Consider the following 24828-nt stretch of genomic DNA (forward strand, 5'->3'; position numbering starts at 1 on the left):
GCTCCGGAAGTGCGTCATTGCGGCTCCCCACAGGCTTACAACGGTGATGACGTGGTGCGGTCAGACAGGTGACGCGGTGGTACGGCCGGTGCCGCCACCGGTCTCACGGGCAGTGCCACCACCGGTCTCGCGGGCGGTGACGCGGAACCGCGTGAACGTGGCCGCCCCGGCGTGTCCCCCGCCGGACGGCGCGACCCCGAAGAGGCCGAGCAGGGCGCCGACCCAGCGCCAGGGCGCGGCGGCGAAGACCTGTCCCGAGGACTCCCAGCCGCCGCCGAGGTCGTACGAGAAGCGGCAGCGCGCCCCCGCTCCCGCCTCGATCCGCAGCCGGGCCCGTCCCTCGGGTGCCATCCGCGGATGCGCGGCGTCGCGCTCGCGCTCGGCGACCGGGTCGCCGAACCGGTGCACGAGGTGGACCGTCCCGTCGGCCCCCCGTTCGAGCCCGATCCAGCTGAACGCGTCGCCCAGTACGGTCAGTCCGCCCCGTGCGCCGGGCTCCTCGGCGTCGAGCCGCAGCTCGACCTCGACGGTGCACGGGGTGCCGGGCAGCCGCTGGGTGAGCACGTTCGCCAGCTTGCGCGGATCGTCCGCGTCCGCCGAGCGCACACAGCTCAGCCGCAGCCCGTCGCCGGAGTGCTGGGTCGCCCAGCCGTCCTGCGGGTTGGCGGTCCACTGCCACTGCCGGCCGAACCGCCCGCCGGGGAAGTCGTCGTCGGTGGCGGGCGCGGAGAGCGGCTGCGGCGGCAGGTCGGGCTTGCGGTGCACGGTCACGGGGGTGCCCTCGTCGCCGATGACCGGCCAGCCGTCCCGGCCCCAGCGCATCGGCTGGAGGTGCACGACCCTCCCGTACGCGCCCTTGTGCTGGAAGTGGGCGAACCAGTGCTCGCCGGACGGGGTGGTCACCCAGCCGCCCTGGTGGGGGCCGTTGACGTCGGTGTCGCCCTGCTCCAGGACGACCCTCTCCTCGTACGGGCCGAAGAAGCCGCGTGAGCGGAAGGCGCCCTGCCAGCCGGTCTCGACCCCGCCCGCGGGGGCGAAGATCCAGAACCAGCCGTCGTGCCGGTACAGCTTCGGCCCTTCGAGGGTGAACCAGCCGGGGATGCGGTCGCCGTCCACGATCAGCTTGCCCTCGTCGAGCAGGCCGGTGCCGTCGGGCCGCATCCGGTGTCCGGTGAGCCGGTTCTTGATGCCGGAGCGGGATCTGGCCCAGCCGTGCACGAGGTACGCCTCGCCGCTGTCCTCGTCCCACAGGGGGCACGCGTCGATGAGTCCCTTGCCCGCCTTGATGAGGTGGGGGCGGGTCCAAGGGCCGCGTATCTCGGGCGCGTTGACCTGGAAGACACCGTGGTCGGGGTCGCCCCAGAAGATCCAGAAGCGGTCGTCGTGATGCCGTAACGCCGGGGCCCAGACCCCGCAGTCGTGCCGGGGCTTCTTGAACTCCCGTGCGGGCTCCAGGCGTTGGAGCGCGTGGCCGATCAGCGTCCAGTTGACCAGGTCGCGGGAGTGCAGCAGCGGCAGACCCGGGGCCCGGCCGAAGCTGGACGCGGTCAGGTAGTAGTCGTCGCCGACGCGCAGAAGGTCGGGGTCGGACCAGTCGGCGTTCAGGACCGGATTGCGGTACGTGCCGTCGCCGAGGTCGGCGGTGAAGGCGGGCTTCTCCTGGCCGGTCATGGACTCACTGCCTTTCGGACGAGCGCCGCCGCGTCGGCCCGGTCGAGCCGGCCGTCGGCGACCACGGTGACGACCCGGCGTACGACGGTCTCCCCGGCCGGGACCGGCAGCCGCTCCTCGTGGGCCAGGGACGAGCCGACGCCCGGGTACTCGGTGCTGCGCACGAACCACGGGTCGCGGCGGGTGCGGTCGGTGGCCCCGGCGAACACCAGCGTCCAGCCGTCCCCCGCGAGCGCCACCCAGCCGGCGCGGGTGCCGTGCGCCGCGTCCTCCCCCTCGGTGTCCGCCGTGAACACGGCGGGCGGCTCGGCCTCCTTGCGGGCCCGCCAGAAGAAGCCGCCGTAGGCCGCGCCGGGGCGGCCGTTGGTCGCCGGGCTGCCGATCGACAGGGGTGCGGAGGTGGTGTTGGTGAGCGAGAAGGTGAAGTCCAGCGCCCAGGCGGTGTCGGTGAGTTCGGTCGCGGCGACGGTACGCCGCTCCCGCAGCAGCTCGGTTCCCGCGGCGACCCAGCGCAGCTCCTCCACGAAGCCGTCCGGGTCGCACAGCTGGAACGCCGTGTGCCGCTGGGCGCCGTGGTTGTCCAGCTCGGTCGGCCCCTGGCCGCGTACGAAGGTGCGCCCGCCCCAGAAGTTGTGACCCTCGACGTCGGGAACGGCTACACCGACGCCGAGGTGATGGAGGTGGTCGGCGGGGCTGAGTTCGGTGACAGCCGTGCCGGCCAGGGTGGTGACGGGGTGGAGGTACGGACGCGGTGACAGCGTCGGCGCCAGTTCGGGCCGGGCGGTGTAGCGGCCGACGGGGCGGCCCGCGACGCGCAGGACCAGCGACTCGTTGTTCATCAGGTGCTCACCTCTTTCGACAGTGCCCACGACGCGCCCAGTTCGGAGTAGAGGGCGAGGGTGTCGGCGGCAGCGGCGACGAGTCCGTCGACCCCGGGCACGACCCGACGGTTCTCGTCGGCGTCGAGGTACCAGGCGTCGCCGGGCAGCGCGACCGGGTCCGGCGCCCGCCGGATCGCCTCGACGACCTTCATGAAGGCGCCCGTCTCGTCGGGGGTGACCAGCAGCGCGGCCCGGCCTTCGAGATGTTCGACCAGGTTCTCCAGCAGATCGGTCCTGCCGTACGTGAGTTCCTGCGGGCCGTGCCCCGAGCGCTGGACGAGGACGCGGTCCTGCTTGTACCAGAAGGTGATGCGGCCGCTGCTGCCGTGCACGACGACGTAGGGCTCGTCGGGGTGTTCGGCGCACAGGGTCGCGGCGACGGTGATCCGGCTGCCGCCCGTGGTGGTGACGCGGACGCAGGAGGTGTCGTCGGACTCGATGTCGTTGGCCCGCAGCAGTTCGGTCTCGATGCCGGCGACGTCCTCGGCGCGGGTGGCGCCGTCGAGGGCGAGGGCGGTGGCCACGGCGTGGGCGAGGGGGTTCGTCAGGACACCGTCGACGACGTCGGCGCCGTTCAGCCTGCGGTGTCCGGCCCAGGGCGCGCGGCGGTAGTACTCCTCGGCGCGGCCCCAGGCCCCGGCCCCGCCGATGCCGTCGACACGGCCGACGGTGCCCTTCGCGATCAGTTCCCGGATCGCGGGCACGGCGTGCGAGCCCATCGACTGGAAGCCGATCTGGCACACCACCCCGGCCGCCGCGACCCCGTCGGCCATCCGGCGGAACTCGGCGTACGACGGGGCGGGCGGCTTCTCCAGCAGCAGGTGCACGCCCCGGGCGGCGGCCGTCAGCGCCAGGTCGGTGTGGGTGGGGATCGGTGTGCAGATCACGGCGACGGCCGCGCCCGTGGAGTCGAGCAGGGCCCCGAAGTCGGCTGACTGCTCGGGGAGTTCATTGGCCGTGGCGAAGCCGGCCAGTTCCTCCGGGGTGAGCGGAGTCAGCTCGCAGATCCCGGCGAGCCGCACCAGGCCCTTGTCCTGGAGGCGCCGGATGTTCTCCAGGTGCCAGCGGCCGTGTCCGCGGGCGCCAGCGAGAACGACGGGAAGGGGTCCCCCGTGGTCGCTCATCCCTTCACCGCCCCGGCGCTGAAGCCCGTGATCAGCCACTTCTGGATGAAGGCGAAGACGATCACGACGGGTACGGCGGCGACGATGCCGCCCGCGGCGAGTGCGCCGAGGTCGACGCTGTCGGCGCTCATCAGGCTGTTGAGGCCGACGGGGATCGTCTGCTTCTCCTGGTTGCTGAGGAACATCAGGGCGAACAGGAAGTGGTTCCAGGAGTGCACGAAGGCGAAGGAGCCGACCGCGATCAGTCCGGGCCGCAGCAGCGGCAGGACGACGACCCGGAAGCCGGTGAAGCGGTTGCAGCCGTCGACCCAGGCGGCCTCTTCGAGGGTGTAGGGCACGTTCCGGATGAACCCGCTGATCAGGATCATCGACAGCGGCAGCTGGAAGACGGTCTCGGCGATGATGACACTGCCCAGCGAGTTGATCATCTGGAGTTCGGCGAAGATCTGGAACAGCGGCACCAGGAGCAGCGCGCCCGGCACGAACTGAGAGCAGAGCAGCGCCAGCATGAAGGCACGCTTGATCCTGAAGTCGAAGCGGGCCAGGGCGTAGCCGCCGGCCAGGGCGACGAGCGTCGTCATGAAGAGCGTGGCGAGACCGACGTACACGCTGTTCTCGAAGTACGTGCCGAAGCTGCGGTCGTTCCACACCTTGTCGAAGTGCTCGAACGTCATCGGCCAGGGCACGAGCGAGGTGGAGCCGGTCGGCCTCAGGGCGAAGAGGAGGATCCAGTAGAAGGGGACGAGCGTGAAGACGAGGTAGATGCCGAGCGGGAGGTAGATCTGCCAGCGCGGGGCCTCGTCCCAGGCGCGCCTGCCCTTGTGCGGGCGCTGCGGCGGTTCGTCGGCCACCGGCACGGACCGCTCGGCCGGAGTGATGGTGTCGATGTCCTTGGTGATCACTTGTCCCCACCCACTCCGAACTTGCTCAGCCGCAGATAGACCATCGAGCAGAAGAGGAGAATCACGAACGCGACGGTGGTCAGGGCCGAGGCGTAGCCGAAGTTGTGTGCGTCGACGCTGGTGTTGGCGATGTAGAGCGGGAGTGTCGTCGTCTCCCCCGCGGGTCCGCCGCCGGTGAGGGTGTAGAGCAGGTCGACGTTGTTGAACTCCCACACCGCGCGCAGCAACGTGGAGAGGATGATCGCGTCCTTGAGGTGCGGCAGGGTGATGTGCAGGAACTGCCGGAAGCGGCTGGCGCCGTCGACCTCGGCGGCCTCGTAGAGGTCCTTCGACACGGACTGGAGGTCGGCGAGGATGAGGATGGCGAAGAAGGGGACACCTCGCCACAGGTCCGCGACCACCGCCGCGGGGAAGACCGTGGAGGTGTCGGAGAGCCAGCTCGTGCCGTACTCCCCGATGCCCATGTCCGCGAGGTAACGGGTGATGCCCGTCTGGGAGTTGTAGAGCAGGACCCAGATCGCGGAGGTGAGCACACCGGAGACGGCCCAGGGCGAGAAGACCATGGCGCGGCCGAGCGAGCGGCCCACGAAGGTCTGGTTGACGATCAGTGCGAGGGCCAGGCCGAACATCAGCTGGAGCCCGACCTCGACGACGACCCACTTGCCGCTGAAGACCAGCGTGTCCCAGAACTGCGGGTCCTCGGTGAAGATGCGGGTGAAATTGTCGAAGCCCGCGTAGCCGTTGCGCCAGGGCTTGGTGGGGTTGTAGTTCTGCAGGCTGTAGTAGAAGACGCTGAGCACCGGGTAGGCGATGAAGCCCAGCATCAGCAGTCCCGCCGGGGCGATCAGCAGATACGGGAGCCTGCGGGGCGTCGCCGAGCCACGGCGCCGCCTCGGTGGCGCGGGCTGCTTCGCCACGGCTGCGGCTTGTGCCATGACTGTTCTCCGTTCTCGGGTGTGCGGGTCGAGCCGGTGGTACGGGCGCGCGATCTTGATGGCAAGCGCTTTCACGTACGGTGTGCGGAAGCCGGACCGCGAGGGGCGAAGCGGTCCCGGGTGGTACGGATCAGCCCGCGTACGGGTCCGGCACCTTGCCCGGCCGGGCCAGGAAGGCGAAGTCGCAGCCGGTGTCGGCCTGGGTGATCTGGTCGTTGTAGAGCGCGCCGTAGCCACGCTCGAAGCGCTCGGGCGGCGCGGTCCACTGCGCCCGCCGCCGCTCCAACTCCTCTTCATCAACGTTGAGTTGAAGGGAACGCGCGTCGACGTCGAGCGTGATGCTGTCGCCGGTGCGGACCAGGGCGAGCGGCCCGCCGACGTACGACTCCGGTGCCACGTGCAGCACACAGGCGCCGTAACTCGTCCCGCTCATCCGGGCGTCGGAGATCCGCACCATGTCCCGTACCCCCTGCTTCAGCAGATGGTCGGGGATGGGCAGCATCCCGTACTCGGGCATGCCCGGACCGCCCTTGGGGCCGGCGTTGCGCAGCACCAGTACGGTGTCGGCGGTGATGCCCAACTCCGGGTCGTTGATGGTGCGTTGCATGGTCCGGTAGTCGTCGAAGACGACCGCGGGGCCGGTGTGCTTGAGCAGGTGCGGCTCGGCGGAGATGTGCTTGATGACCGCGCCGTCGGGGCAGAGGTTGCCGCGCAGGACGGCGACGCCCCCCTCGGCGGCGACGGGGTTCTCGCGGGTGCGGATGACCTCGTCGTTGTGCACCTGCGCCGGGGCGAGCTGTTCGCGCAGGGTGTCGTGCGAGACGGTCGGCCGGTCCAGGTGCAGCAGATCGGTGATCCGCGAGAGGAACCCGGGCAGTCCGCCGGCGAAGTGGAAGTCCTCCATGAGGTACCTCCGACCGCCGGGCCGTACGTTCGCGAGGACCGGCACCGTACGGGCGACGCGGTCGAAGTCGTCGAGGGTGAGCCGGGCTCCGGCGCGTCCCGCCATGGCGATGAGGTGGATCACGGCGTTGGTGGAGCCGCCGAGTCCGAGGACGGTCGTCACCGCGTCCTCGAAGGCCTCCTGGGTGAGGATGTCCGACAACTTCCGGTCCTTGCGGACCAGTTCGACGATCCTGAGACCCGAGGCGGCGGCCATCCGGTCGTGCCCCGAGTCGACCGCGGGGATGCTGGAGGCACCGGGCACGGTGACCCCGAGCGCCTCGGCCGCCGCGGTGAGCGTGGACGCCGTCCCCATGGTCATGCAGTGGCCCGGCGAGCGCGCCAGACCGCTCTCCAGTTCGGTCATCTCGCAGTCGCCGATGAGCCCTGCGCGCTTGTCGTCCCAGTACTTCCACATGTCGGTGCCCGAGCCGAGGATCTCGTTGCGCCAGTGGCCCGGCAGCATGGGCCCGGCGGGCACGAACACGGTCGGCAGGTCGACGGACGCGGCCCCCATCAGCAGGGCGGGCGTGGACTTGTCGCAGCCGCCCATCAGGACGGCCCCGTCCACCGGGTACGACCTCAGCAGCTCCTCGGTCTCCATCGCGAGCATGTTGCGGTAGAGCATCGGGGTCGGCTTCTGGAAGGTCTCGCTCAGCGTCGACACCGGGAATTCGAGGGGGAAGCCGCCGGCCTGCCACACACCCCGCTTGACCGCCTGGGCACGGTCGCGCAGATGGACATGGCAGGGGTTGATGTCGGACCAGGTGTTGAGGATCGCGATGACCGGCTTGCCGAGGTGCTCCTCGGGGAGGTAGCCGAGCTGACGGGTGCGGGCTCGGTGGCTGAAGGAGCGCAGACCCTCGGTGCCGTACCACTGGTGGCTGCGCAACTGCCGCTCCGGAGACGGGGTTTCACCTGCCTCGGGCGTCGATGGGCCGACGTCGGTCATATGGACCACCCCCCGGCGATGGCGGCGACCTCGGCCCGTTCGGACTCGGGCAGCTGCCTGCTCGGCGGGCGGACGTCCCGGCGGCACAGGCCGAGCGAGGCCAGGGCCTCCTTCACGACCGTCACGTTGTTGGCGGAGCCGTTCGCGCCGCGCAGTTCCTCGAAGCGGCGGATCTGCTCCCAGACCTTCATCGCGCCCGCGTAGTCACCGGAGCGCAGCGCCTCGATCATGTTCAGCGAGACGGCCGGGGCGACGTTCACGAGCCCGGAGGTGAAGCCCGTGGCGCCCGCCGAGAAGTACGAGGGCGCGTACGGCTCCGCGAGCCCGGCCACCCACACGAAGCGTTCGAGTCCCGCGTCCCGGGCGAACGCGGCGAAGCGGGCCGCGTCCGGCACGGCGTACTTCACGCCGATCACGTTCGGGCAGGCGTCGGCCAGTTCGGCGAGCCGGGCGCCGGCGAGCACCGGGTTGCGGATGTAGGGGACCACGCCCAGCTCGGGAACGGCCTCCGCGATCGCCCGGTGGTAGTCGACCCAGCCGTCCTCCGACACGTACGGGTGCACGGGCTGATGGACCATCACCATCTCGGCCCCGAGCTGCCGGGCGTGGCGGGCGGAGGCGACGGCGGTCGGCAGGTCGTGCCCGACCCCGACCAGGACGGTGGCCCGGCCCCGCGCCTCGTCGACGGTCAACTCCGTGACCAGGCGCCGCTCGTCGGGGCTGAGGGCGTAGAACTCGCCGGTGTTGCCGTTCGGGGTGACGATGCGGACACCGCCGTCGAGCGCCCGGCGCAGCAGCGCGCGGTGCACGTCCTGGTCGACGGAGCCGTCCTCGGCGAAGGGGGTCACGGGGATCGCCACCACGTCGGCGAGGGCGGCCCGTTGGGCCTCGAACGTGGTCGTGGTCGCGGTCATTCCTGCTCACCCTTTCCCTGGGCCTCGGGGAAGGCCCGTTGCACGAACGAGGCGATGTGCGAGTGCAGGGCGCGCGCCGCGCCGTCCGAGTCGCCGTCGAGGGCGAGCCGCAGGATCTCCCGGTGCTCGGCGGCCTCGCGCTCCCAGGACGGGTCGGCGGCCCAGGCGACCGCGGAGACCAGGGCGGCCTGGTCCCGGACCTCGTCGAGCATCCGGCCGAGCAGCGGGTTGCCGCAGCGGACGTACAGGGAGCGGTGGAACTCGCGGTTGGCGAGGGACCGCTGGGCGGTGTCGGTGGCGGCGTCGGCGCGTTCGAGCGCCTCGCGCGCCGTGTCGAGGGAGGTGCCGCGCAGGACGGAACGCCGCAGGGCCTCCGGTTCGAGCAGCAGCCGCACGTCGTACACCTCGCGCGCCATGTCCGCGTCCACCATGCGCACCGTGACGCCCTTGTACTGGTTCATCACGACCAGCCCGGTACCGGCCAGGGTCTTGAGCGCCTCGCGCACCGGGGTCTTGGACACCCCGAACTGTGCGGCGAGCTCGGTCTCGACCAGAGCCTGCCCCGGGGTCAACTGCCCGGTGAGGATGCGGTGTTTGATCCCTTCCTGCACGAACTGCGTGCGGGAGGGGATCGGCGTGGGCACAGAGGTCATGCTCGCCTCTCGGTGGCGCGGAGCCCCCAGGGATCGAGGGCTCGCGTATCTGATCTCGCGTATCGCGTCTCATATATGACGTACGAAGTACGACGCGATGAAGCTAGAAGCGCCTCTGTGTTTCGTCAATGCTTCCGACAAAAGAAGTTGCCGTGGACGTCCGGCGGCTGTGGGGTCACCAGTCGATCGAGGCCACCACCGGCAGATGGTCGCTGCCCGTGGACGGCAGGACCCGCGCGCTCCTCGGCTCCACTCCGCGGACCAGGATCTGGTCGATCCGCGCCACCGGGAAGCTCGCCGGCCAGGTGAAGCCGAAGGCGTCCCCGGCCGCGTCCTGGACCGAGTGCAACCGCGAAGTGATCCCGTCGAACGCGCGGTCGTCCAGGGTGCCGTTCAGGTCCCCCAGCAGCACCATCCGCTCGTTCGGCTCGGCGGCGACGGCCTCGCCGAGGGCCTTCGCGTTCCTGTCGCGCGAGTCCGTCCAGAAACCCGACCTGGGGTTCACCCGGGCGGATCCGAGGTGGGCCACGTACACCGCGAGCGGCCCGTGGTCCGTGGCCACCGTGGTGCGCAGCGCCCGGTTGTCGGCCATCCTGTCCGCGGCCGGCTTGGTGTCCGCCAGCGGTCCGACGTCCGTCTGGATGTCGACCGGCCGGGTGTCCGACAGCGGCAGCCTGCTCCACAGCCCGACCGTGCCCCGCACCGTGTGGTGCGGGTACGTCTTCGCCAGCCCCTTCTCGTACGTGCCCCGGTCCCGCGGGGTCAGTTCCTCCAGCGCCAGCACGTCCGCGCCGGAGGCGGCCAGGGCGCGGGCGGTACCGGCCGGATCGGGATTGCCGGCGCCGACGTTGTGGCTCGCCACGGTGAGGTCGCCGCCCGGGTGGGACCTGTCGCCGAGCAGCCCGCCGAAGAGGTTCAGCCACACCGTGACCGGCAGCAGCAGCGCGACCACGGCGGACGCGGAGCGGCGCCACAGTGCCCCGGCGAGCAGCACCGGGACGAACAGGCCCAGCCAGGGCAGGAAGGTCTCCACCAGGCTGCCGAGGTTCCCGATCCGGTTCGGGATGCTCGCGTGCAGCAGCAGGGTCAGGCCGAGCAGCAGCGCCAGGGCCGCGAGGAACGGGCCGCGCTTCCAGGGGTCCGGGCGCAGGCCGGCGCGGATCACGCGGCGGACACCGGCCGCGACCGTCGCGCCTGCTGTGCCTGCTCTATCCGCTGTGCCCGCTGTGCCGGTCACGTCAGCCGTGTCGACCTGCGTCATCGTCCGTCCCCGCTCGCTGTCGGTCACTGCTGCATCCTCGGGTCCTGGGTGGGGTTGGCGTACATGGGTGGGCAACGACGGCCGATCGCCTGGGGGCGCAGTTCGAAGTGCCAGGGCTCGTTCCGGTAGATCTGGCACAGCCCGTGGTCGGCGCCGTGCGCGGACAGCCACTTCGCCGCGTCGGAGTGCCCGATGTCGACGGCGTCCCCCGACACGTGCGGAGACGTCGCCGCGGTGGCCACCCAGCGGGCGGCCTCGTCCGCGGACCCGTGGGCGGCGACCGCCTCGCGCAGCAGCCGGTTCTGGTACCTCGGGGAACGCCAGCCGCTGTTGACGTAGAACTCGACCCCGTCGGCCGCGGCGGCCGTCGCGGCCCGGCGCAGGGCGTCGAGCAGCTCCCGATCCAGCTTCGTCACGGCGTCGAGGGTGTCGTCGAAGACCGTCACACCGTCGGGGACGACACCGTCGGCCGAGGAGAGCGGGGAATCCGACGAGAGCTTCGACGAGGGGTTCGACGACAACCAGGACATCGGCAGTCGGGGGCCGAGGGCCATGGCGATCGCCGCCACGCCGGCGACGACGCCGGTCAGGGCGCCCGCCACGACGACGAGGAGGAGCCGGCGGATCGGGCGGATCCGGCGGCTCCGGCGGGTCGGGCGGCTCCGGCGGGTCGGGCGGCTCCGGCGGGTCGGTAATCGCGCAGGTGGTGGGGTTCGAGTCATGGCGCCAGTCAAGGCGGCGCGATGTTGCCCGCATGTATCCGGTTTTCGATACGCCGACGACAGGCGTCGGCTCGTAGCCTCAAGCACATGCGTGTGCTGATCGTCGAGGACGAGCCCTATCTGGCGGAAGCCATCCGCGACGGCCTGCGCCTGGAGGCGATCGCGGCGGACATCGCGGGCGACGGCGCCACCGCGCTGGAGCTGCTGGGCGTCAACGCGTACGACATCGCCGTACTCGACCGCGACATTCCCGGGCCGTCCGGTGACGAGGTCGCCAAGGTCATCGTCGCCTCGGGCAGCGGTACGCCGATCCTGATGCTGACCGCCGCCGACCGCCTCGACGACAAGGCGAGAGGGTTCGAGCTGGGCGCCGACGACTACCTCACGAAACCGTTCGACCTCCAGGAACTCGTCCTCAGGCTCCGGGCGCTCGACCGCAGACGCGCCCACAGCAGGCCTCCCGTGCGGGAGATCGCGGGTCTGCGCCTGGACCCGTTCCGCCGCGAGGTCCACCGCGACGGCCGCTATGTCGCGCTGACCAGGAAGCAGTTCGCCGTGCTGGAGGTCCTGGTCGCCGCCGAGGGCGGTGTCGTCAGCGCCGAGGAGCTGCTGGAACGCGCGTGGGACGAGAACGCCGACCCGTTCACCAACGCCGTGCGCATCACCGTCTCGGCCCTGCGCAAACGACTCGGCGAACCCTGGATCATCATCACCGTGCCGGGCGTCGGCTACCGCATCGAGGCACGACCGGAGGCGGCGGATGCCGAACACGAGGGAGACGGACGTGGATAGGGCCCCCGGTCTGAGCGTGCGCGCCAGACTCACCCTCAGCTACGCCGGATTCCTCATGCTCGCCGGTGTTCTGCTGCTCGCCGCGGTGTGGCTGTTCCTCCTGCGGTACGTCCCCGACCGCGCGATGCTCATCAACGCCGAGGACAACACCACGCACGGTGTCTTCCCCATCCGGTCCGGCCTGCTGCGCGTGTTCGCCCCGAGGGCAGCCGCGGTACTGGCGTTCCTGCTGGTGTTCGGCCTGGTCGGAGGGTGGATCCTGGCCGGCCGGATGCTCGCCCCGCTGACCCGCATCACCGGCGCCACCCGGCTGGCCTCGGCCGGGGCGCTCTCCCACCGCATCCGGCTGCCGGGCCGCAAGGACGAGTTCCGCGAACTGGCCGACGCCTTCGACTCGATGCTGGCCCGGCTCGAAGAACACGTCGCCGAACAGCGGAGGTTCGCGGCGAACGCCTCGCACGAGCTGCGCACCCCGCTGGCGATCTCGAAAGCCCTCATCGATGTGGCCCGCACCGACCCGGACCACGACCCCGGCGAGGTCGTCGAACGCCTCCACGCCGTCAACACCCGGGCCATCGACCTCACCGAGGCACTGCTCCTGCTCGGCCGCGCCGAGCAGCGGACGTTCGCGCGCGAAGACGTCGACCTGTCGCTCCTGGCCGAGGAGGCCGCCGAAACGCTCCTGCCCCTCGCGGAGAAGCGGGGCGTCACCCTGGAGACCCGCGGCGACGTCACCCCCGCCGTCGGATCGCCCGCGCTCCTCCTTCAGCTGACCACCAACCTCGTCCAGAACGCGATCGTCCACAATCTGCCCGACGGCGGCAGGGTGTGGGTGCGGACCGCCGTCCGGCCCGGCGGTGTGGTGCTCACGGTCGAGAACTCCGGCGAGAGGATCTCCCCGGAACTGGCGTCGACCTTCACCGAGCCGTTCCGGCGCGGCGCCGAACGCGTCCACACCGATCACGGAGGCGTCGGCCTCGGCCTGGCGATCGTCAGGACCATCGCCCACGCACACGACGGAACGCTCGCCCTCACCCCGCGCCCCGCCGGCGGACTGCTCGTCACGGTGGAACTGCCCGGGGTCACGGGCGCGGAGCTTGAGGCCGGAGCCTGAGACCGGAGGCTGAGGCCGGGTCCTGAGATCCCTCAGCGCTCCCCGGCGGCAGCCCGCCACCCCGGGTCCCGTCCGCTCAGCCCGATCACCCGGTCCAGCAGGGGCGCGCCCTCCGGGACGGCCACCACCGGGCCGAAGATGCTGCCGCGCGACGGGTCGTCGACGGACGCGGCCAGCATCCCGTACGCCGCCCGCAGGGCCGCCTCGTCGGGCACGTACTCCTGTCCGGTCGCGCGGGCCAGATCCCAGCCGTGCACGACGAGTTCGTCGGTGGCGACGATGCCCGCGATCTCGCCGGGGAGGTCCACCCCGCCCGCCCGTGTCTGACCCGTCCACGCGGCCGGGTCACGCCAGGCCTCGGCCAACTCGACCAGCAGCTTGGGCAGTTCGCCGCGCCACCCGGGTGTCAGGTCGGGCAGACCGGCGGTGGGCGCGGTGTCCGTCGTGGCCCCGAGCTCCTTGCGTCCGGCGTCGCGGAAGGCCGCGGCGAGGCCGGTCAGATGCCCGACCAGATGGCGTACCGCGTAATCCGGACACGGCGTCGCGTCCTCCAGCTGGTCCTCGCGCACCGCGTCCGCGATGCGCGCCACGATCAGGGCCTGCGGCCCCAGGTCGAGGGTCGTCTCGGTGCTCTCGCCGTCGCCCATGGTGGGTTCCTCTCGTCACAGGGTCGTCATGCGGTCGTCCTGAGGTGATCAGGGGGTCGTCAGGGACTCATCGGGGAGTCCTCGGGGCTCGTATCGGGGTCGTCAGGGGGTAGACCGTCGGCCGTACGGAAACTCATCGCTTCCGCCCCCAAGATCGTGCTCAGGAATCTGGCCAGACGCCCGAACCGCCGGGATGCTCGGGATGACCGGGATTCCCGGCGCCGGGGACCACGAGGGGAGCCACGTCATGAAGGCGATCGTCCAGGATGCCTACGGATCGGCGGACCTGCTGGAACTGCGGGAGATCGAGCGTCCCGTCCCCCGCGACGACGAGGTGCTGGTCGAGATCCGCGCCGCCGGTCTCGGCCCCGAGGTGTGGCACCTCATGACGGGCCGCCCGCTGGTGGCACGCGCCGTGCTCGGGCTCCGCAAACCCAAGAACCCGGTACGGGGCTGGGACGGCGCCGGACGGGTCGAGGCCGTCGGGGCGAAGGTGACCGACTTCAAGCCGGGCGACGAGGTCTTCGGCAACTGCGAGGGTTCGTTCGCCGAGTTCGCGCGTGCCAAGGCCGCCAAGCTCGCCCTCAAGCCGGTCGGCCTCACCTTCGAGCAGGCCGCCGCCCTCCCCGTGTCGGCCGCGACCGCCCTCCAGGCCCTGAGCGGCCCGGCCCGCCCGAAGCAGGGCCGGCGGGTCCTCGTCATCGGCGCGTCCGGCGGGGTGGGCTGTTACGCCGTCCAGCTCGCCGCGATGTACGGGGCCGAGGTCACCGGTGTCTGCGGCCCCGGCGGCGCGGACTTCGTACGGGCCCAGGGCGCCGCGCACGTCATCGACTACACCACCGAGGACATCACCGACGGCCCGCACCGCTACGACGTCATCGTCGACAACGCGGGCCAGCGTCCCCTGTCCGTGCTGCGCCGTGTCCTGGCGCCGCGCGGCACCCTCGTGATCGTCGGCGGCGAGGGCGGCACCGCGCTGTTCGGCGGGCTGAGCCGCGGACTGCGGGCCGTCCTGCTCTCGCCGTTCACCGGGCAGAACCTCCGCAATCTCGTCGCCGTCATCCGCCGCGAGGACCTGCTGGCCCTCAAGGACCTCGCCGAGAGCGGCACACTCGTCCCGCCCGTCGACCGCACCTACCCCCTGGCCGAGACCGCCGAGGCCGTCCGCCATCTGGAGAAGGGCCACCCGCGGGGCAAACTCGTCATCACCGTCCCTTAGGGCCCGTCCCCCCGGCGCTCCTGCCGCGTACCCCGCCTAAGGCACCTGCCCGATCCCCGCCCCGGGGCCTTAGCCCCACGATGACCAGGCATGACGGAACAAACACCGCGGGCACCGCGGACGTCTCGTGCGGCCGGGCCGTCCCGGGCTGCCCGGCCGACGTGGGCGGTGGTCCGTGTCCTGCGGGACCGCAACGCCGGCCTCTATCTGGGCGGGGTCGTGGTCTCCGGGTTCGGCTCGTCGGCGATGTGGCTGGTGGCCGGGATCTGGGTGAAGGACCTGACCGGCTCGGACGGCCTGGCCGCCCTCTGCGTCTTCGCCCTGTGGGCGCCCACGCTGATCGGCCCGGCCCTGGGCGCCCTCGCCGACCGCACCCGCCGCCGGCCGCTGCTGGTGTGGACGAACCTGGGCCTGGCCGCGCTCCTCCTGCCGCTCTTCGCGGTCGGCTCACCGGACACCCTGTGGATCCTGTTCGCCGTGCTCCTCCTCTACGGGGCGGCGGGCGTCGTCCACGACGCGGCGGAGGCGGCGCTGGTGGCCACCGCCGTCGACAAGCGGCTCCTCGGCGACTTCAACGGGCTGCGGATGACCGCCAACGAGGGCATGAAGCTGATCGCCCCGCTCGCCGGAGCGGGCCTGTACGCGGCGTACGGCGGCGCCCGCGTCGCCCTCCTGGACGCCGTCACCTTCGTCCTCGCCGCGGGCCTCTACACACTCCTGCGCGTCCACGAGCGGCCGCCGCACCTCGCGGAGGGGGCCGACGGATGGCGTGCCCGGACCGTCGAGGGCGCCCGCCACCTGTGGGGTCACCCGGTCCTGCGCCCGCTCGTCCTCGCCGGCGGCACGACGATGCTCTTCGCGGGCGTCAACGGCGCGACGGTCTACGCGGTGGCGGAGGGCCTCGGCCACTCCCCCGCGTACGTGGGGCTGCTGTACGTCGCGCAGGGCGCCGGTTCGGTGGCGGTCGGCCTGGTCTCGGGGCCGCTCCTGCGGCGGCTGGGCGAACGCCGGTTCGCGCGGTACGGCATCGCGCTGACCGCCGTGGCCGTGACGGCTCGCGCGCTCCCGTACGACGCGGTGGCGCTCGCCTCGGCCGTGGGGGTGGGGGTCGGGCTGCCGTGCGTCCTGGTCGCGGCGCTCACCGCGGTGCAGCGGGAGACTCCGGGCGCGCTGCTCGGCCGTACGGCGGCGACCGCGAACACGGTGCTGTTCGCGCCGAACGCGGTGGGGCTCGCGCTCGGCGCGGGGCTGGTGGAACTCGTTCCGTATCAGGGGCTGTTGGTGGCCGTGGGGGTTGCGCGGCTCGTCACGGTGCTGCCCGGGTGCGGTTGGCCGCGCAGTTCCCCGCGCCCCTGAAAGGCGGGGCTCCGCCCCTGCCTTTCAGCGCTGCCGTCAGCCCAGTCGCCTCAGCGCCTCCGTCACCAGCGTCAGATCCCCCTCCGACGCCAACCCCGCGTGGTAGAGACGTAGTTCAGTGGCTCCTCGGTCGACCGCGCGCGTCGCGTCCTCGTAGAGGGTTGCCGGGCTGCCGCCCATTCCCGCCACCACGGGGAAGTTGGCCGCCAGCACGTTTCCCTCTGCGGCGTGCGCCGCGAAGGGGGTGAGCAGCGCCGGCCCTCCCCCGCACGGGACGACCACGCCGTCGGCGACGGTCAGGATGTGCCGCGGGTCCACGCCGGCGTTCGCGCCCACGTGGTACGAGTCCGGGTCCGCGTGCAGCAGGATCCGGAAGCCCTCGGGGGCCGCCGCCCGGACCGCGCCGACGACGTCCGTCTGGAGGGAGCGGGCAGCGGTGTCGCGCCACGCGCGCGTGGCCGTCGCGAGCTCGCCGCCCAGCAGTTTCTCCACGGCCTCCCAGCCCCCGGCGGGCGTCTCCCCCCGCCACACGGGCTCCAGGGCGCGCCGGACCGAGGCCGCCAACTCATCGGCGTCGAGACCCAGTTGCGTATACCCGTCGCGGCACGACGGGCAGAAGCACAGTGACATCAGGTACGTCCCGGCGTCCCCGAGTGCGACACCGGACGTCTTGTCGTGGGCGTGCAGATGCGGGAGCCCGTACCAGCCGAGGGACTCCAGTTCCGTGCCCGCCGCTCCCGGCCGTACGGCCGCCTCCACGGCCAGGTCGGTCAGATGGGCGCGGGTCTCGGGCTGCGCGATGCAAGGAGCCCACGGATAGCGATCCCCGTACGCGTTGGTGACGGAGATGTCCGGGAACTCCTCGCCCATACGGGAGTTGTGGGCGAGGACCACCCAGGTGTGCACGTCGAGCCCCGCGCCCGCGAGCGCCTCGGCGGCCTCCCCGTACGCGTCACCGGGCGCCCAGTCCCCGGCCGCGTACGGCCGCAGTCTGCGCCCCTGCCAGCGTCCGGCGTCCGGCGGGTAGAGGACGGCGGCGTGCAGCGCGGTGACGATGCGGTGGCGGGGGTGGCGGGGGGTCAGCGCGCGCGTGGAGTGGTACGCGGACGCGAGGGTCGCCTGCCGTACGCCGAGCCCGGCGACGCGTGCCGCCGCCCCGGGGTCGCCGTTGACGTCCCACGGGTAGACGAAGGCCGACGCCCTCACTTGGCCTCCTCCAGCAGCGCGTGGCCGCGTTCGATCAGCTGGGCGAGCTGCTTGAGGTGATCCTCGGCCGGCTCGTGCAGCGGCGGCCGTACCTCGCCCACGTCGAGCCCCCGCAGCCGTACCCCGGCCTTGACGAGCGAGACGGCGTATCCGCGGCCCTGGGCGCGCAGTTCGACGAGCGGCCGGTAGAAGCCGTCGAGCAGCCGGTTGACGGTCGCGTCGTCGCCGGAGCCCATGGCGCGGTGGAAGGCGAGGGCGATCTCGGGCGCGAAGCAGAAGACGGCGGACGAGTAGAGCGTGATGCCGATGCCCCGGTAGGCGAGGCCGGTGAGTTCGGCGGTCGGCAGCCCGTTGAAGTACAGGAATTCGCCCGGCACCTCGGACCGTACGGCGCTGACGATGCGCTGCATGAGGTCGAGGTCGCCGGTGCCGTCCTTGAAGCCGATGACCCCTTCGGTACGGGCCAGCGCGACCACGGTCTCCGGGGTGAACACGGCGTTGTCGCGCTGGTACACGATGATGTCGAGCGAGGTGGCGCCGGCCAGTTCCGTGTAGTGCCGCAGCAGCCCCTCCTGCCCGGCGACCACCAGGTACGGCGGCATGGCGAGCAGCCCGTCGGCGCCGGCCTCCTCGGCGAGCCGCGCGTACCGCACCGCGAGGGCGGTCCCGTAGCCCGCGCCCGCGACGACGGGCACCCGGCCCGCGGTCTCCTCGACGGCGGCCCGGACGCAGGTCTGGAACTCCTCGGGCGTGAGCGCGTGGAACTCGCCGGTGCCGCAGCAGGCGAAGACGGCGGCGGCACCGGCCTCCACGCCCCGCCGGACGTGCTCGCGGTAGACGTCCAGATCGATGGCTCCGTCACGGTCGTACGCGGTGACGGGGAAGAACAGCGGCCCGCTGGGGATACTGAGTCGAGCGGCGAGGGGGGCTGACGACACGGGCTCTCCCTAGAGCATGTACGTACACGCCACCCGTGCACGTTTCTGATTTGCGTCCATATCTCTGAACTCGCCCACGCTAGAGCTCGCCGTCGGGACCGGTCAAGCGGGCAAACCCGCATTCCCGGAGCAATTCCGGAGCAAGAAAGGACCGGAAATCAAACCGACCGACAGCGGATCCCCACCCTTCGCGCGACACTTGACGCGAGCGGCGAACGATCCATAGCGTGTCCATGGATGTGAATGCCGTACACGCTTACGCATATGCATACGGCTGCTGATTCTAGGAGACCCGAGGATGCCCGCTCCGCGCACCGCTCCCCGCACCGTCCTGCTCACCGGCGCCGCCGGAGGCCTCGGCACCCTGATGCGCGGACTGCTCCCCGCCTACGGCTACGAACTGCGCCTCCTCGACATGCGGCCCATCGAGGGCGAGCCGGACGCGATCACCGCGGACCTCGGCGACAAGGAGGCCCTGCGCGAGGCCGTCCGCGGCGTGGACGCCGTCATCCACCTCGCGGGCATCTCCCTCGAATCCACCTTCGAGAAGATCCTGAAGGCGAACATCGAGGGCACGTACAACCTGTACGAGGCCGCGCGCGAGGAGGGCGTCGGGCGGATCGTCTTCGCCTCCTCCAACCACGCGGTCGGCTTCACCCCGCGCCCCGAGGGCGAGGCACCCCACGAACCCGGCGCGCTCATCCCCATCGACACACCCCGCCGCCCGGACACCTTCTACGGCCTCTCCAAGTCCTTCGGCGAGGACCTGGCGCAGTTCTACTGGGACAAGCACGGCTTGGAGACCGTCTCCGTGCGCATCGGCTCCTGCTTCCTGGAGCCGACCACCGTGCGCATGCTGTCGGTCTGGATGAGCCCCGGCGACGGCGCCCGCCTCTTCCACGCGGCCCTGACCGCCGAGCACGTCGGCCACAGCGTCGTCCACGGCTCCTCCGCCAACACCCGCCTGTGGTGGGACCTGTCGACCGCCCGCGCGCTGGGTTACGAGCCGCAGGACGACTCCGAGCAGTACGCCGAGAAGCTGATCGCGGACCAGGGCGAACTGGACCCGGCGAACCCGGACCACGCCCGCCTCGGCGGCGCCTTCGTCACCAACCCCCCGGTGTGGCCCCACTGACGCTCCCGGCCGGCCGCAGCGGGCCCCGCCGACACTTCAAGCCACTCCACACGGACGACCCCACAGGGCGGACGGGCACCGAACGGGCCCGTCCGCCCCGCCGTTCGGGCACGCCCCCTGCCCGAATTACGCTCCGCCGCAGGTCCGCCGCGGGCGCCCGTCTCACCCAACGGGCACACACGGGCGTCATCGGACCCGCAACAGACCTGGTCAGTGGCGCGTACCGGCTGTAGAACTTCCCCCATGGGTCGAACGGGCCCGAACGGGCAGTAGGCACGTACGCAAGGGAGCGGAAGCGGGTGTCGGGCATGAGCGCGGAAGAACGGCAGCGGGCGATCGTGAAGACCGCCCGACGCACGGGCGCCGTCGACGTGAACGAGCTCGCGGCCGAGCTGGGCGTCGCCAGGGAGACCGTGCGCCGCGATCTGCGCGCCCTGGAGGACCACGGCCTCGTCCGCCGCACCCACGGCGGCGCCTACCCCGTGGAGAGCGCCGGTTTCGAGACGACGCTCGCCTTCCGCGCCACCAGCCACGTACCCGAGAAGCGCCGGATCGCCGCCGCGGCGGCCGAGCTGCTCGGGGACGCGGAGACGGTCTTCGTCGACGAGGGCTTCACCCCCCAGCTCATCGCCGAGTCACTGCCCAGGGACCGACCGCTGACCGTGGTCACCGCTTCCCTGGCCACCGCGGGCGCGCTCGCCGAGGCCGACAACAAGACGGTCCTGCTGCTCGGCGGCCGGGTCAGGCCCGGCACGCTGGCCACCGTCGACCACTGGACGACGAAGATGCTCGCGGGCTTCGTCATCGACCTGGCGTTCATCGGCGCCAACGGCATCTCGCGCGAACACGGCCTCACCACCCCCGATCCGGCCGTCAGCGAGGTCAAGTCACAGGCCATCCGGGCCGCGCGCCGCACGGTCTTCGCGGGCGTGCACACCAAGTTCGGTGCCGTCAGCTTCTGCCGCTTCGCGGAGATCAGCGCCCTGGAGGCGATCGTCACCAGCACGTTCCTCCCCACCTCCGAGGCCCACCGCTATTCGATGCAGGGCCCTCAGGTCATCCGGGTCTGACCCCGGAGTCCGCACACCCGACCGACCCACTACAGCGGCACCATCCTCCCCCTGCCAGTCCCTCGCAAGTCCCTGTCCATCCCTCTGCCATCCCCTTGCCATCCCATTTGTACTGATACATCCAGGAGTGATCCATGCGAACCCAGAGCCGACGGAGGCCGCGCGCGATGTTCGCCGCGGCCGCCGCAGGGACGCTGCTCGCCCCGCTGCTCTCCGGTTGCTGGGCCGGAGCGGGCGGTGCGGGCTCCGGTGGCAACTCCATCAACGTCCTCATGGTCAACAACCCGCAGATGGTGGAGCTGCAGAAGCTCACCGCCGCGCACTTCACCAAGGAGACCGGCATCAAGGTGAACTTCACCGTGCTGCCGGAGAACGACGTCCGCGACAAGATCAGCCAGGACTTCGCCAACCAGGCCGGCCAGTACGACGTCGCGACGCTCTCCAACTACGAGATACCGATCTACGCCAAGAACGACTGGCTGCACGAGATGGACTCGTACGTCGCCAAGGACCCGGGCTACGACGAGCAGGACGTCCTCAAGCCCATGCGCCAGTCCCTCACCGCGGAGGACGGCAAGCTCTACGGACAGCCCTTCTACGGCGAGTCGTCCTTCCTGATGTACCGCAAGGACGTGTTCGCGGCGAAGGGCCTGACGATGCCCGACCACCCGACCTGGGACGAGGTCGCCGACCTCGCCGCCGAGGCCGACGGCGCCGAGTCCGGCATGAAGGGCATCTGCCTGCGCGGCCTGCCCGGCTGGGGCGAGATCATGGCCCCGCTCACCACGGTCGTGAACACCTTCGGCGGCACCTGGTTCGACAAGGACTGGAAGGCACGGCTCGACTCCCCCGAGTTCGAGAAGGCGACCAAGTTCTATGTGGACCTCGTCCGCAAGCACGGCGAGTCCGGCGCGGCCCAGTCCGGCTTCGCCGAGTGCCTCAACAACCTGACCCAGGGCAAGGTCGCCATGTGGTACGACGCCACCTCCGCGGCCGGTTCCCTGGAGTCGGCGAAGTCCCCGGTCAAGGGCAAGATCGGCTACGTGCCGGCGCCGGTCGACAAGACCGAGTCCTCCGGCTGGCTCTACACCTGGGCCTGGGGCATCCAGGACGCCTCCCGCAACCCCGACAAGGCGTGGAAGTTCGTCTCCTGGGCGTCCAGCAAGGAGTACGAGCAGCTGGTGGGCGACGAGATCGGCTGGTCCAACGTGCCGGCCGGCAAGCGCGCCTCGACGTACACGAACGCCGACTACCGCAAGGAGGCCGGCGCCTTCCAGGAGATGACCAAGGAAGCCATCGAGGGCGCCCGGCCCACCGATCCCGGCGTACAGCCGCGGCCCGCGCCCGGCATCCAGTTCGTCGGCATCCCCGAGTTCACCGATCTCGGCACCAAGGTCTCGCAGGAGATCAGCGCGGCCATCGCCGGACGCCAGTCCGTCGAGTCGGCCCTGAAGAAGTCCCAGAAGCTGGCCGAGGAGATCGCCGAGGAGTACGAGGGACGATGACCGCGACAACGACAGCCCCCGTGGCCGCACCATCCGTACACACGCAGAAGAAGCAGCCCTCCGGCCGCATGCGCGCCTGGGCGACCCGAGCCCCGCTCCTGCCCGCCCTGATCTTCATGATCGCCGTGACCCAGCTGCCGTTCGTGGCCACGCTGGTGATCTCCTTCTTCGACTGGAACTCCCTCTACCCGGACGCCCGCAGCTTCACGGGCTTCGGCAACTACACGGAGGTCCTCACCGACGCGGCCCTGCGCAAGTCCGTCTGGACGACCATCCTGCTCACCGTCGGCGTCGTCCTGGCCAGCCTGGTCCTGGGCCTGGGCCTCGCCCTCCTCCTGGACCGCAAGTTCCGGGGCCGCGGCCTGGTCCGCACGCTCCTGATCGCCCCCTTCCTGGTGGTGCCCGTAGCAGCGGCCCTGCTCTGGAAGCATGTGCTCTACAACCCTGAGTACGGCCTGCTCAATGGCTTGCTGCACTATGTGGGCGGCCCACAGCCCGACTGGATCTCCAACACCCCGCTGCTCGCCATCGAGGCGTCCCTCGTCTGGCAGTGGACACCCTTCATGATGCTGATCCTGCTGGCGGGCCTGCAGAGCCGGGACCACCAGCAGATCGAGGCGGCCAGGGTCGACGGCGCGAGCAACTGGCAGGTCTTCCGCTACCTCACGCTGCCCCACCTGCGCCGCTACCTCGAACTGGGCGCCCTGCTCGGCTCGATCTACATCGTGCAGAACTTCGACGCGGTCTTCACCATCACCTCGGGCGGTCTGGGCACGGCGAACCTCCCCTACACCGTCTACCAGACCTTCTACCAGGCCCACGAGAACGGCCTCGCCTCCGCGGCCGGCGTCCTGGTCGTCATCGGCTCCATCATCATCGCGACCTTCGCGCTGCGCGTGGTCTCGTCCCTGTTCCGCGAGGAGGTGGGCCGCGCATGAGCGCCACAGCCGTACGTGTACGCCCCAGCAGCACCAAGTCCGCCGATCCCGGCCCCCGCCGCCCCAAGGGACGGGGCCTCGGCCTGCTCGCCTGGCTGGCCGGCATCGTCTTCTTCCTGCCCATCGCCTGGATGGCGCTGACGTCCTTCCACTCCGAGGAGGACGCGGCGACGAATCCACCGTCCTTCGCGGCGCCCCTCACCCTCGACGGCTACCGCGAGTTCTTCGGCACGGGCGGCGGAGCGAGCCCCTGGCCGTCTCTGATCAACTCCACAGTGGCGTCCCTGGCATCGACGCTCCTGGTCCTGATCCTCGCCCTCCCCGCGGCGTACGCGCTCTCCATCCGCCCGGTCAAGAAGTGGACGGACGTCCTCTTCTTCTTCCTCTCCACGAAGATGCTGCCGGTCGTCGCGGGCCTCCTCCCGATCTACCTCTTCGCGAAGAACACCGGAATGCTGGACAACATCTGGCTCCTGGTCATCCTCTACACCTCGATGAACCTGCCGATCGCGGTGTGGATGATGCAGTCCTTCCTCTCCGAGGTCCCCGTGGCGATCATCGAGGCGGCACAGATAGACGGCGCGAAACTCCCCACCATCCTCACCCGCGTCGTAGCTCCGATCGCCCTCCCCGGTATCGCGGCCACCTCCCTCATCTGCTTCATCTTCAGCTGGAACGAACTGCTGTTCGCCCGGGTACTCACAGGCGTGGTGGCGGAGACAGCCCCCGTCTTCCTGACCGGCTTCATCACCAGCCAGGGCCTGTTCCTGGCGAAGGTGTGCGCCGCGTCGCTCGTCGTCTCCCTGCCGGTGCTCGCCGCAGGGTTCGCCGCCCAGGACAAACTGGTCCAGGGCCTGTCGCTGGGAGCCGTGAAATGAAGGCCGCAGTCATCGAGTCCGTGGGAAAGGCCGTCGTCTCCGAGGTCCCGGACCCGACGCCGGGCCCCCGCGAGGTCGTCGTGGAGGTGTCCGCCTGCGGGCTGTGCGGCACGGACCTGCACATCCTCCAGGGCGAGTTCGCCCCCAAGCTGCCGATCGTCCCCGGCCACGAGTTCGCGGGCGAGGTGGTCGGCGTGGGCCGGCAGGTCACCGAACTCTCGGTCGGCGACCAGGTCGCCGTGGACCCCTCCCTCTACTGCTACGAGTGCCGCTACTGCCGTACGGGCCACAACAACCTCTGTGAGCGCTGGGCCGCGATCGGCGTCACCACGGCGGGCGGCGCCGCCCAGTACGCGGTCGCACCGGTGGCGAACTGCGTGAAGCTCCCCGAGCACGTACGCACCCAGGACGCGGCCCTGATCGAACCGCTCTCCTGCGCGGTACGCGGCTACGACGTCCTCAACTCCCGCCTCGGCTCCCACGTCCTGATCTACGGCTCCGGGACGATGGGCCTGATGATGCTGGAGCTGGCGAAGCGGACGGGCGCGGCGAGCGTCGACATGGTCGACATCAACGCGCAGCGCCTCACGACCGCCCAGAAGCTGGGCGTCTCCGCGTCCGCGACCAGCGCCGACGAACTGGACCGGCCGCAGGGCTGGGACCTGGTGGTCGACGCCACGGGCAACGCGGCGGCGATCCAGGACGGCCTGGAGCGGGTCGCCAAGGCGGGCACGTTCCTCCAGTTCGGGGTGGCCGACTACGCGACGCGGGTGTCCATCGACCCGTACCGCATCTACAACCAGGAGATCACGATCACGGGTTCGATGGCCGTGCTCCACAGCTTCGAGCGTGCGGCGGAACTCTTCGCGACGGGCGTCCTGGACCCGGACATCTTCATCAGCGACCGTCTCCCTCTGGACCAGTACCCCCAGGCCCTGGACCAGTTCGCGTCAGGCATCGGCCGAAAGATCGTGGTGATCCCCTAACCCTTTCCTCGCCCCCGCCGCCCCTACCCTTCCCGTCACCGCATGGGGGCTGCGCCCCCTCGCCCCCCTTTGCGCAGTTCCCCGCGC

Annotated in this window: 23 protein-coding genes; 10 read left to right on the top strand and 13 right to left on the bottom strand. The window is 71.1% G+C overall.

Translation table 11 applies throughout. The features are described 5' to 3' along the window. Positions 1 to 60: 60 nt before the first annotated feature. The 10 genes from ACFVH5_RS29640 to ACFVH5_RS29685 all read right to left on the bottom strand — a co-directional run bounded on the left by ACFVH5_RS29640 (position 61) and on the right by ACFVH5_RS29685 (position 10957). Positions 61 to 1671 (bottom strand): family 43 glycosylhydrolase, encoded by a 1611-nt coding sequence (locus ACFVH5_RS29640; RefSeq protein WP_385836775.1) that lies wholly within the window; start codon positions 1669 to 1671, stop codon positions 61 to 63. Beyond that, positions 1668 to 2510: a PmoA family protein gene (locus tag ACFVH5_RS29645; RefSeq protein WP_385836776.1), complete on the bottom strand. Its 843-nt coding sequence runs from the start codon at positions 2508 to 2510 to the stop codon at positions 1668 to 1670. Before ACFVH5_RS29645 ends, ACFVH5_RS29640 begins: the two co-directional genes overlap by 4 nt. Next, on the bottom strand, positions 2510 to 3676 hold the full coding sequence (locus ACFVH5_RS29650) for a Gfo/Idh/MocA family protein (protein WP_385836777.1): 1167 nt from the start codon (positions 3674 to 3676) through the stop codon (positions 2510 to 2512). Before ACFVH5_RS29650 ends, ACFVH5_RS29645 begins: the two co-directional genes overlap by 1 nt. Next, entirely contained in the window at positions 3673 to 4578 is a 906-nt protein-coding gene (locus ACFVH5_RS29655) for a carbohydrate ABC transporter permease (protein ID WP_385836778.1), read from the bottom strand. The genes ACFVH5_RS29650 and ACFVH5_RS29655 overlap by 4 nt, the downstream gene beginning before the upstream one ends. After that, a complete protein-coding gene (locus tag ACFVH5_RS29660; RefSeq protein WP_384812029.1) occupies positions 4575 to 5513 on the bottom strand; it encodes a carbohydrate ABC transporter permease in 939 nt (312 codons plus the stop codon). Before ACFVH5_RS29660 ends, ACFVH5_RS29655 begins: the two co-directional genes overlap by 4 nt. A 130-nt stretch (positions 5514 to 5643) precedes the next feature. Further along, positions 5644 to 7407 carry an L-arabinonate dehydratase gene (gene araD / locus ACFVH5_RS29665; protein WP_385836779.1) on the bottom strand — a complete coding sequence of 588 codons (1764 nt, stop codon included), beginning with the start codon at positions 7405 to 7407 and terminating at the stop codon, positions 5644 to 5646. Beyond that, positions 7404 to 8321 carry a dihydrodipicolinate synthase family protein gene (locus tag ACFVH5_RS29670; protein ID WP_385836780.1) on the bottom strand — a complete coding sequence of 306 codons (918 nt, stop codon included), beginning with the start codon at positions 8319 to 8321 and terminating at the stop codon, positions 7404 to 7406. Before ACFVH5_RS29670 ends, araD begins: the two co-directional genes overlap by 4 nt. Then, the gene (locus ACFVH5_RS29675; protein WP_384812038.1) at positions 8318 to 8974 is read right to left on the bottom strand and encodes a GntR family transcriptional regulator; all 657 of its coding nucleotides are present in this window, start codon (positions 8972 to 8974) and stop codon (positions 8318 to 8320) included. The genes ACFVH5_RS29670 and ACFVH5_RS29675 overlap by 4 nt, the downstream gene beginning before the upstream one ends. A 175-nt stretch (positions 8975 to 9149) precedes the next feature. Next, positions 9150 to 10235, bottom strand: a complete 1086-nt coding sequence (locus ACFVH5_RS29680) for an endonuclease/exonuclease/phosphatase family protein (protein ID WP_385836790.1) — start codon at positions 10233 to 10235, stop codon at positions 9150 to 9152. Positions 10236 to 10258: 23 nt separating this feature from the next. Beyond that, positions 10259 to 10957, bottom strand: coding sequence for a M15 family metallopeptidase (locus ACFVH5_RS29685; RefSeq protein WP_385836781.1), 699 nt, complete (start codon positions 10955 to 10957; stop codon positions 10259 to 10261). Between the two features lie 87 nt (positions 10958 to 11044). On the opposite strand from ACFVH5_RS29685, the gene ACFVH5_RS29690 reads away from it, so the two are divergent. Both ACFVH5_RS29690 and ACFVH5_RS29695 read left to right on the top strand, forming a co-directional pair. Continuing rightward, entirely contained in the window at positions 11045 to 11749 is a 705-nt protein-coding gene (locus tag ACFVH5_RS29690; RefSeq protein ID WP_385836782.1) for a response regulator transcription factor, read from the top strand. After that, entirely contained in the window at positions 11742 to 12863 is a 1122-nt protein-coding gene (locus tag ACFVH5_RS29695) for a sensor histidine kinase (RefSeq protein ID WP_385836783.1), read from the top strand. The genes ACFVH5_RS29690 and ACFVH5_RS29695 overlap by 8 nt, the downstream gene beginning before the upstream one ends. A gap of 32 nt (positions 12864 to 12895) precedes the next feature. Here ACFVH5_RS29695 and ACFVH5_RS29700 read toward each other — a convergent pair whose 3' ends face one another. Beyond that, positions 12896 to 13510 (bottom strand): TIGR03086 family metal-binding protein, encoded by a 615-nt coding sequence (locus ACFVH5_RS29700; protein WP_384812053.1) that lies wholly within the window; start codon positions 13508 to 13510, stop codon positions 12896 to 12898. Between the two features lie 247 nt (positions 13511 to 13757). Here ACFVH5_RS29700 and ACFVH5_RS29705 point away from each other — a divergent pair, with 247 nt between their 5' ends. Both ACFVH5_RS29705 and ACFVH5_RS29710 read left to right on the top strand, forming a co-directional pair. Further along, a complete protein-coding gene (locus ACFVH5_RS29705) occupies positions 13758 to 14729 on the top strand; it encodes an NAD(P)-dependent alcohol dehydrogenase (RefSeq protein ID WP_385836791.1) in 972 nt (323 codons plus the stop codon). A 90-nt stretch (positions 14730 to 14819) separates the two neighbouring features. Then, positions 14820 to 16085 (top strand): MFS transporter, encoded by a 1266-nt coding sequence (locus tag ACFVH5_RS29710; RefSeq protein WP_385836785.1) that lies wholly within the window; start codon positions 14820 to 14822, stop codon positions 16083 to 16085. A 36-nt stretch (positions 16086 to 16121) separates the two neighbouring features. On the opposite strand, the gene ACFVH5_RS29715 is transcribed toward ACFVH5_RS29710, so the two are convergent. Both ACFVH5_RS29715 and ACFVH5_RS29720 read right to left on the bottom strand, forming a co-directional pair. Further along, positions 16122 to 17291: a hypothetical protein gene (locus tag ACFVH5_RS29715; protein WP_385836786.1), complete on the bottom strand. Its 1170-nt coding sequence runs from the start codon at positions 17289 to 17291 to the stop codon at positions 16122 to 16124. After that, positions 17288 to 18229 (bottom strand): 5-dehydro-4-deoxyglucarate dehydratase, encoded by a 942-nt coding sequence (locus ACFVH5_RS29720; protein WP_384812061.1) that lies wholly within the window; start codon positions 18227 to 18229, stop codon positions 17288 to 17290. Before ACFVH5_RS29720 ends, ACFVH5_RS29715 begins: the two co-directional genes overlap by 4 nt. Positions 18230 to 18527: 298 nt before the next feature. Here ACFVH5_RS29720 and ACFVH5_RS29725 point away from each other — a divergent pair, with 298 nt between their 5' ends. The 6 genes from ACFVH5_RS29725 (at position 18528) to ACFVH5_RS29750 (ending at position 24741) form a co-directional block, all read left to right on the top strand. Further along, entirely contained in the window at positions 18528 to 19364 is an 837-nt protein-coding gene (locus ACFVH5_RS29725) for an NAD-dependent epimerase/dehydratase family protein (protein WP_385836787.1), read from the top strand. A gap of 299 nt (positions 19365 to 19663) precedes the next feature. Beyond that, positions 19664 to 20434, top strand: coding sequence for a DeoR/GlpR family DNA-binding transcription regulator (locus ACFVH5_RS29730; RefSeq protein WP_384812067.1), 771 nt, complete (start codon positions 19664 to 19666; stop codon positions 20432 to 20434). A gap of 134 nt (positions 20435 to 20568) precedes the next feature. Further along, positions 20569 to 21939 carry an ABC transporter substrate-binding protein gene (locus ACFVH5_RS29735; protein ID WP_384812070.1) on the top strand — a complete coding sequence of 457 codons (1371 nt, stop codon included), beginning with the start codon at positions 20569 to 20571 and terminating at the stop codon, positions 21937 to 21939. Continuing rightward, on the top strand, positions 21936 to 22877 hold the full coding sequence (locus ACFVH5_RS29740) for a carbohydrate ABC transporter permease (protein ID WP_385836788.1): 942 nt from the start codon (positions 21936 to 21938) through the stop codon (positions 22875 to 22877). Before ACFVH5_RS29735 ends, ACFVH5_RS29740 begins: the two co-directional genes overlap by 4 nt. Next, positions 22874 to 23755 (top strand): carbohydrate ABC transporter permease, encoded by an 882-nt coding sequence (locus ACFVH5_RS29745; RefSeq protein WP_385836789.1) that lies wholly within the window; start codon positions 22874 to 22876, stop codon positions 23753 to 23755. Before ACFVH5_RS29740 ends, ACFVH5_RS29745 begins: the two co-directional genes overlap by 4 nt. Beyond that, a complete protein-coding gene (locus tag ACFVH5_RS29750) occupies positions 23752 to 24741 on the top strand; it encodes a zinc-dependent alcohol dehydrogenase family protein (protein ID WP_384812080.1) in 990 nt (329 codons plus the stop codon). The genes ACFVH5_RS29745 and ACFVH5_RS29750 overlap by 4 nt, the downstream gene beginning before the upstream one ends. Positions 24742 to 24828 lie beyond the last annotated feature (87 nt).

It is taken from the genome of Streptomyces sp. NPDC127119 (assembly GCF_042677425.1).
Lineage (GTDB): Bacteria > Actinomycetota > Actinomycetes > Streptomycetales > Streptomycetaceae > Streptomyces.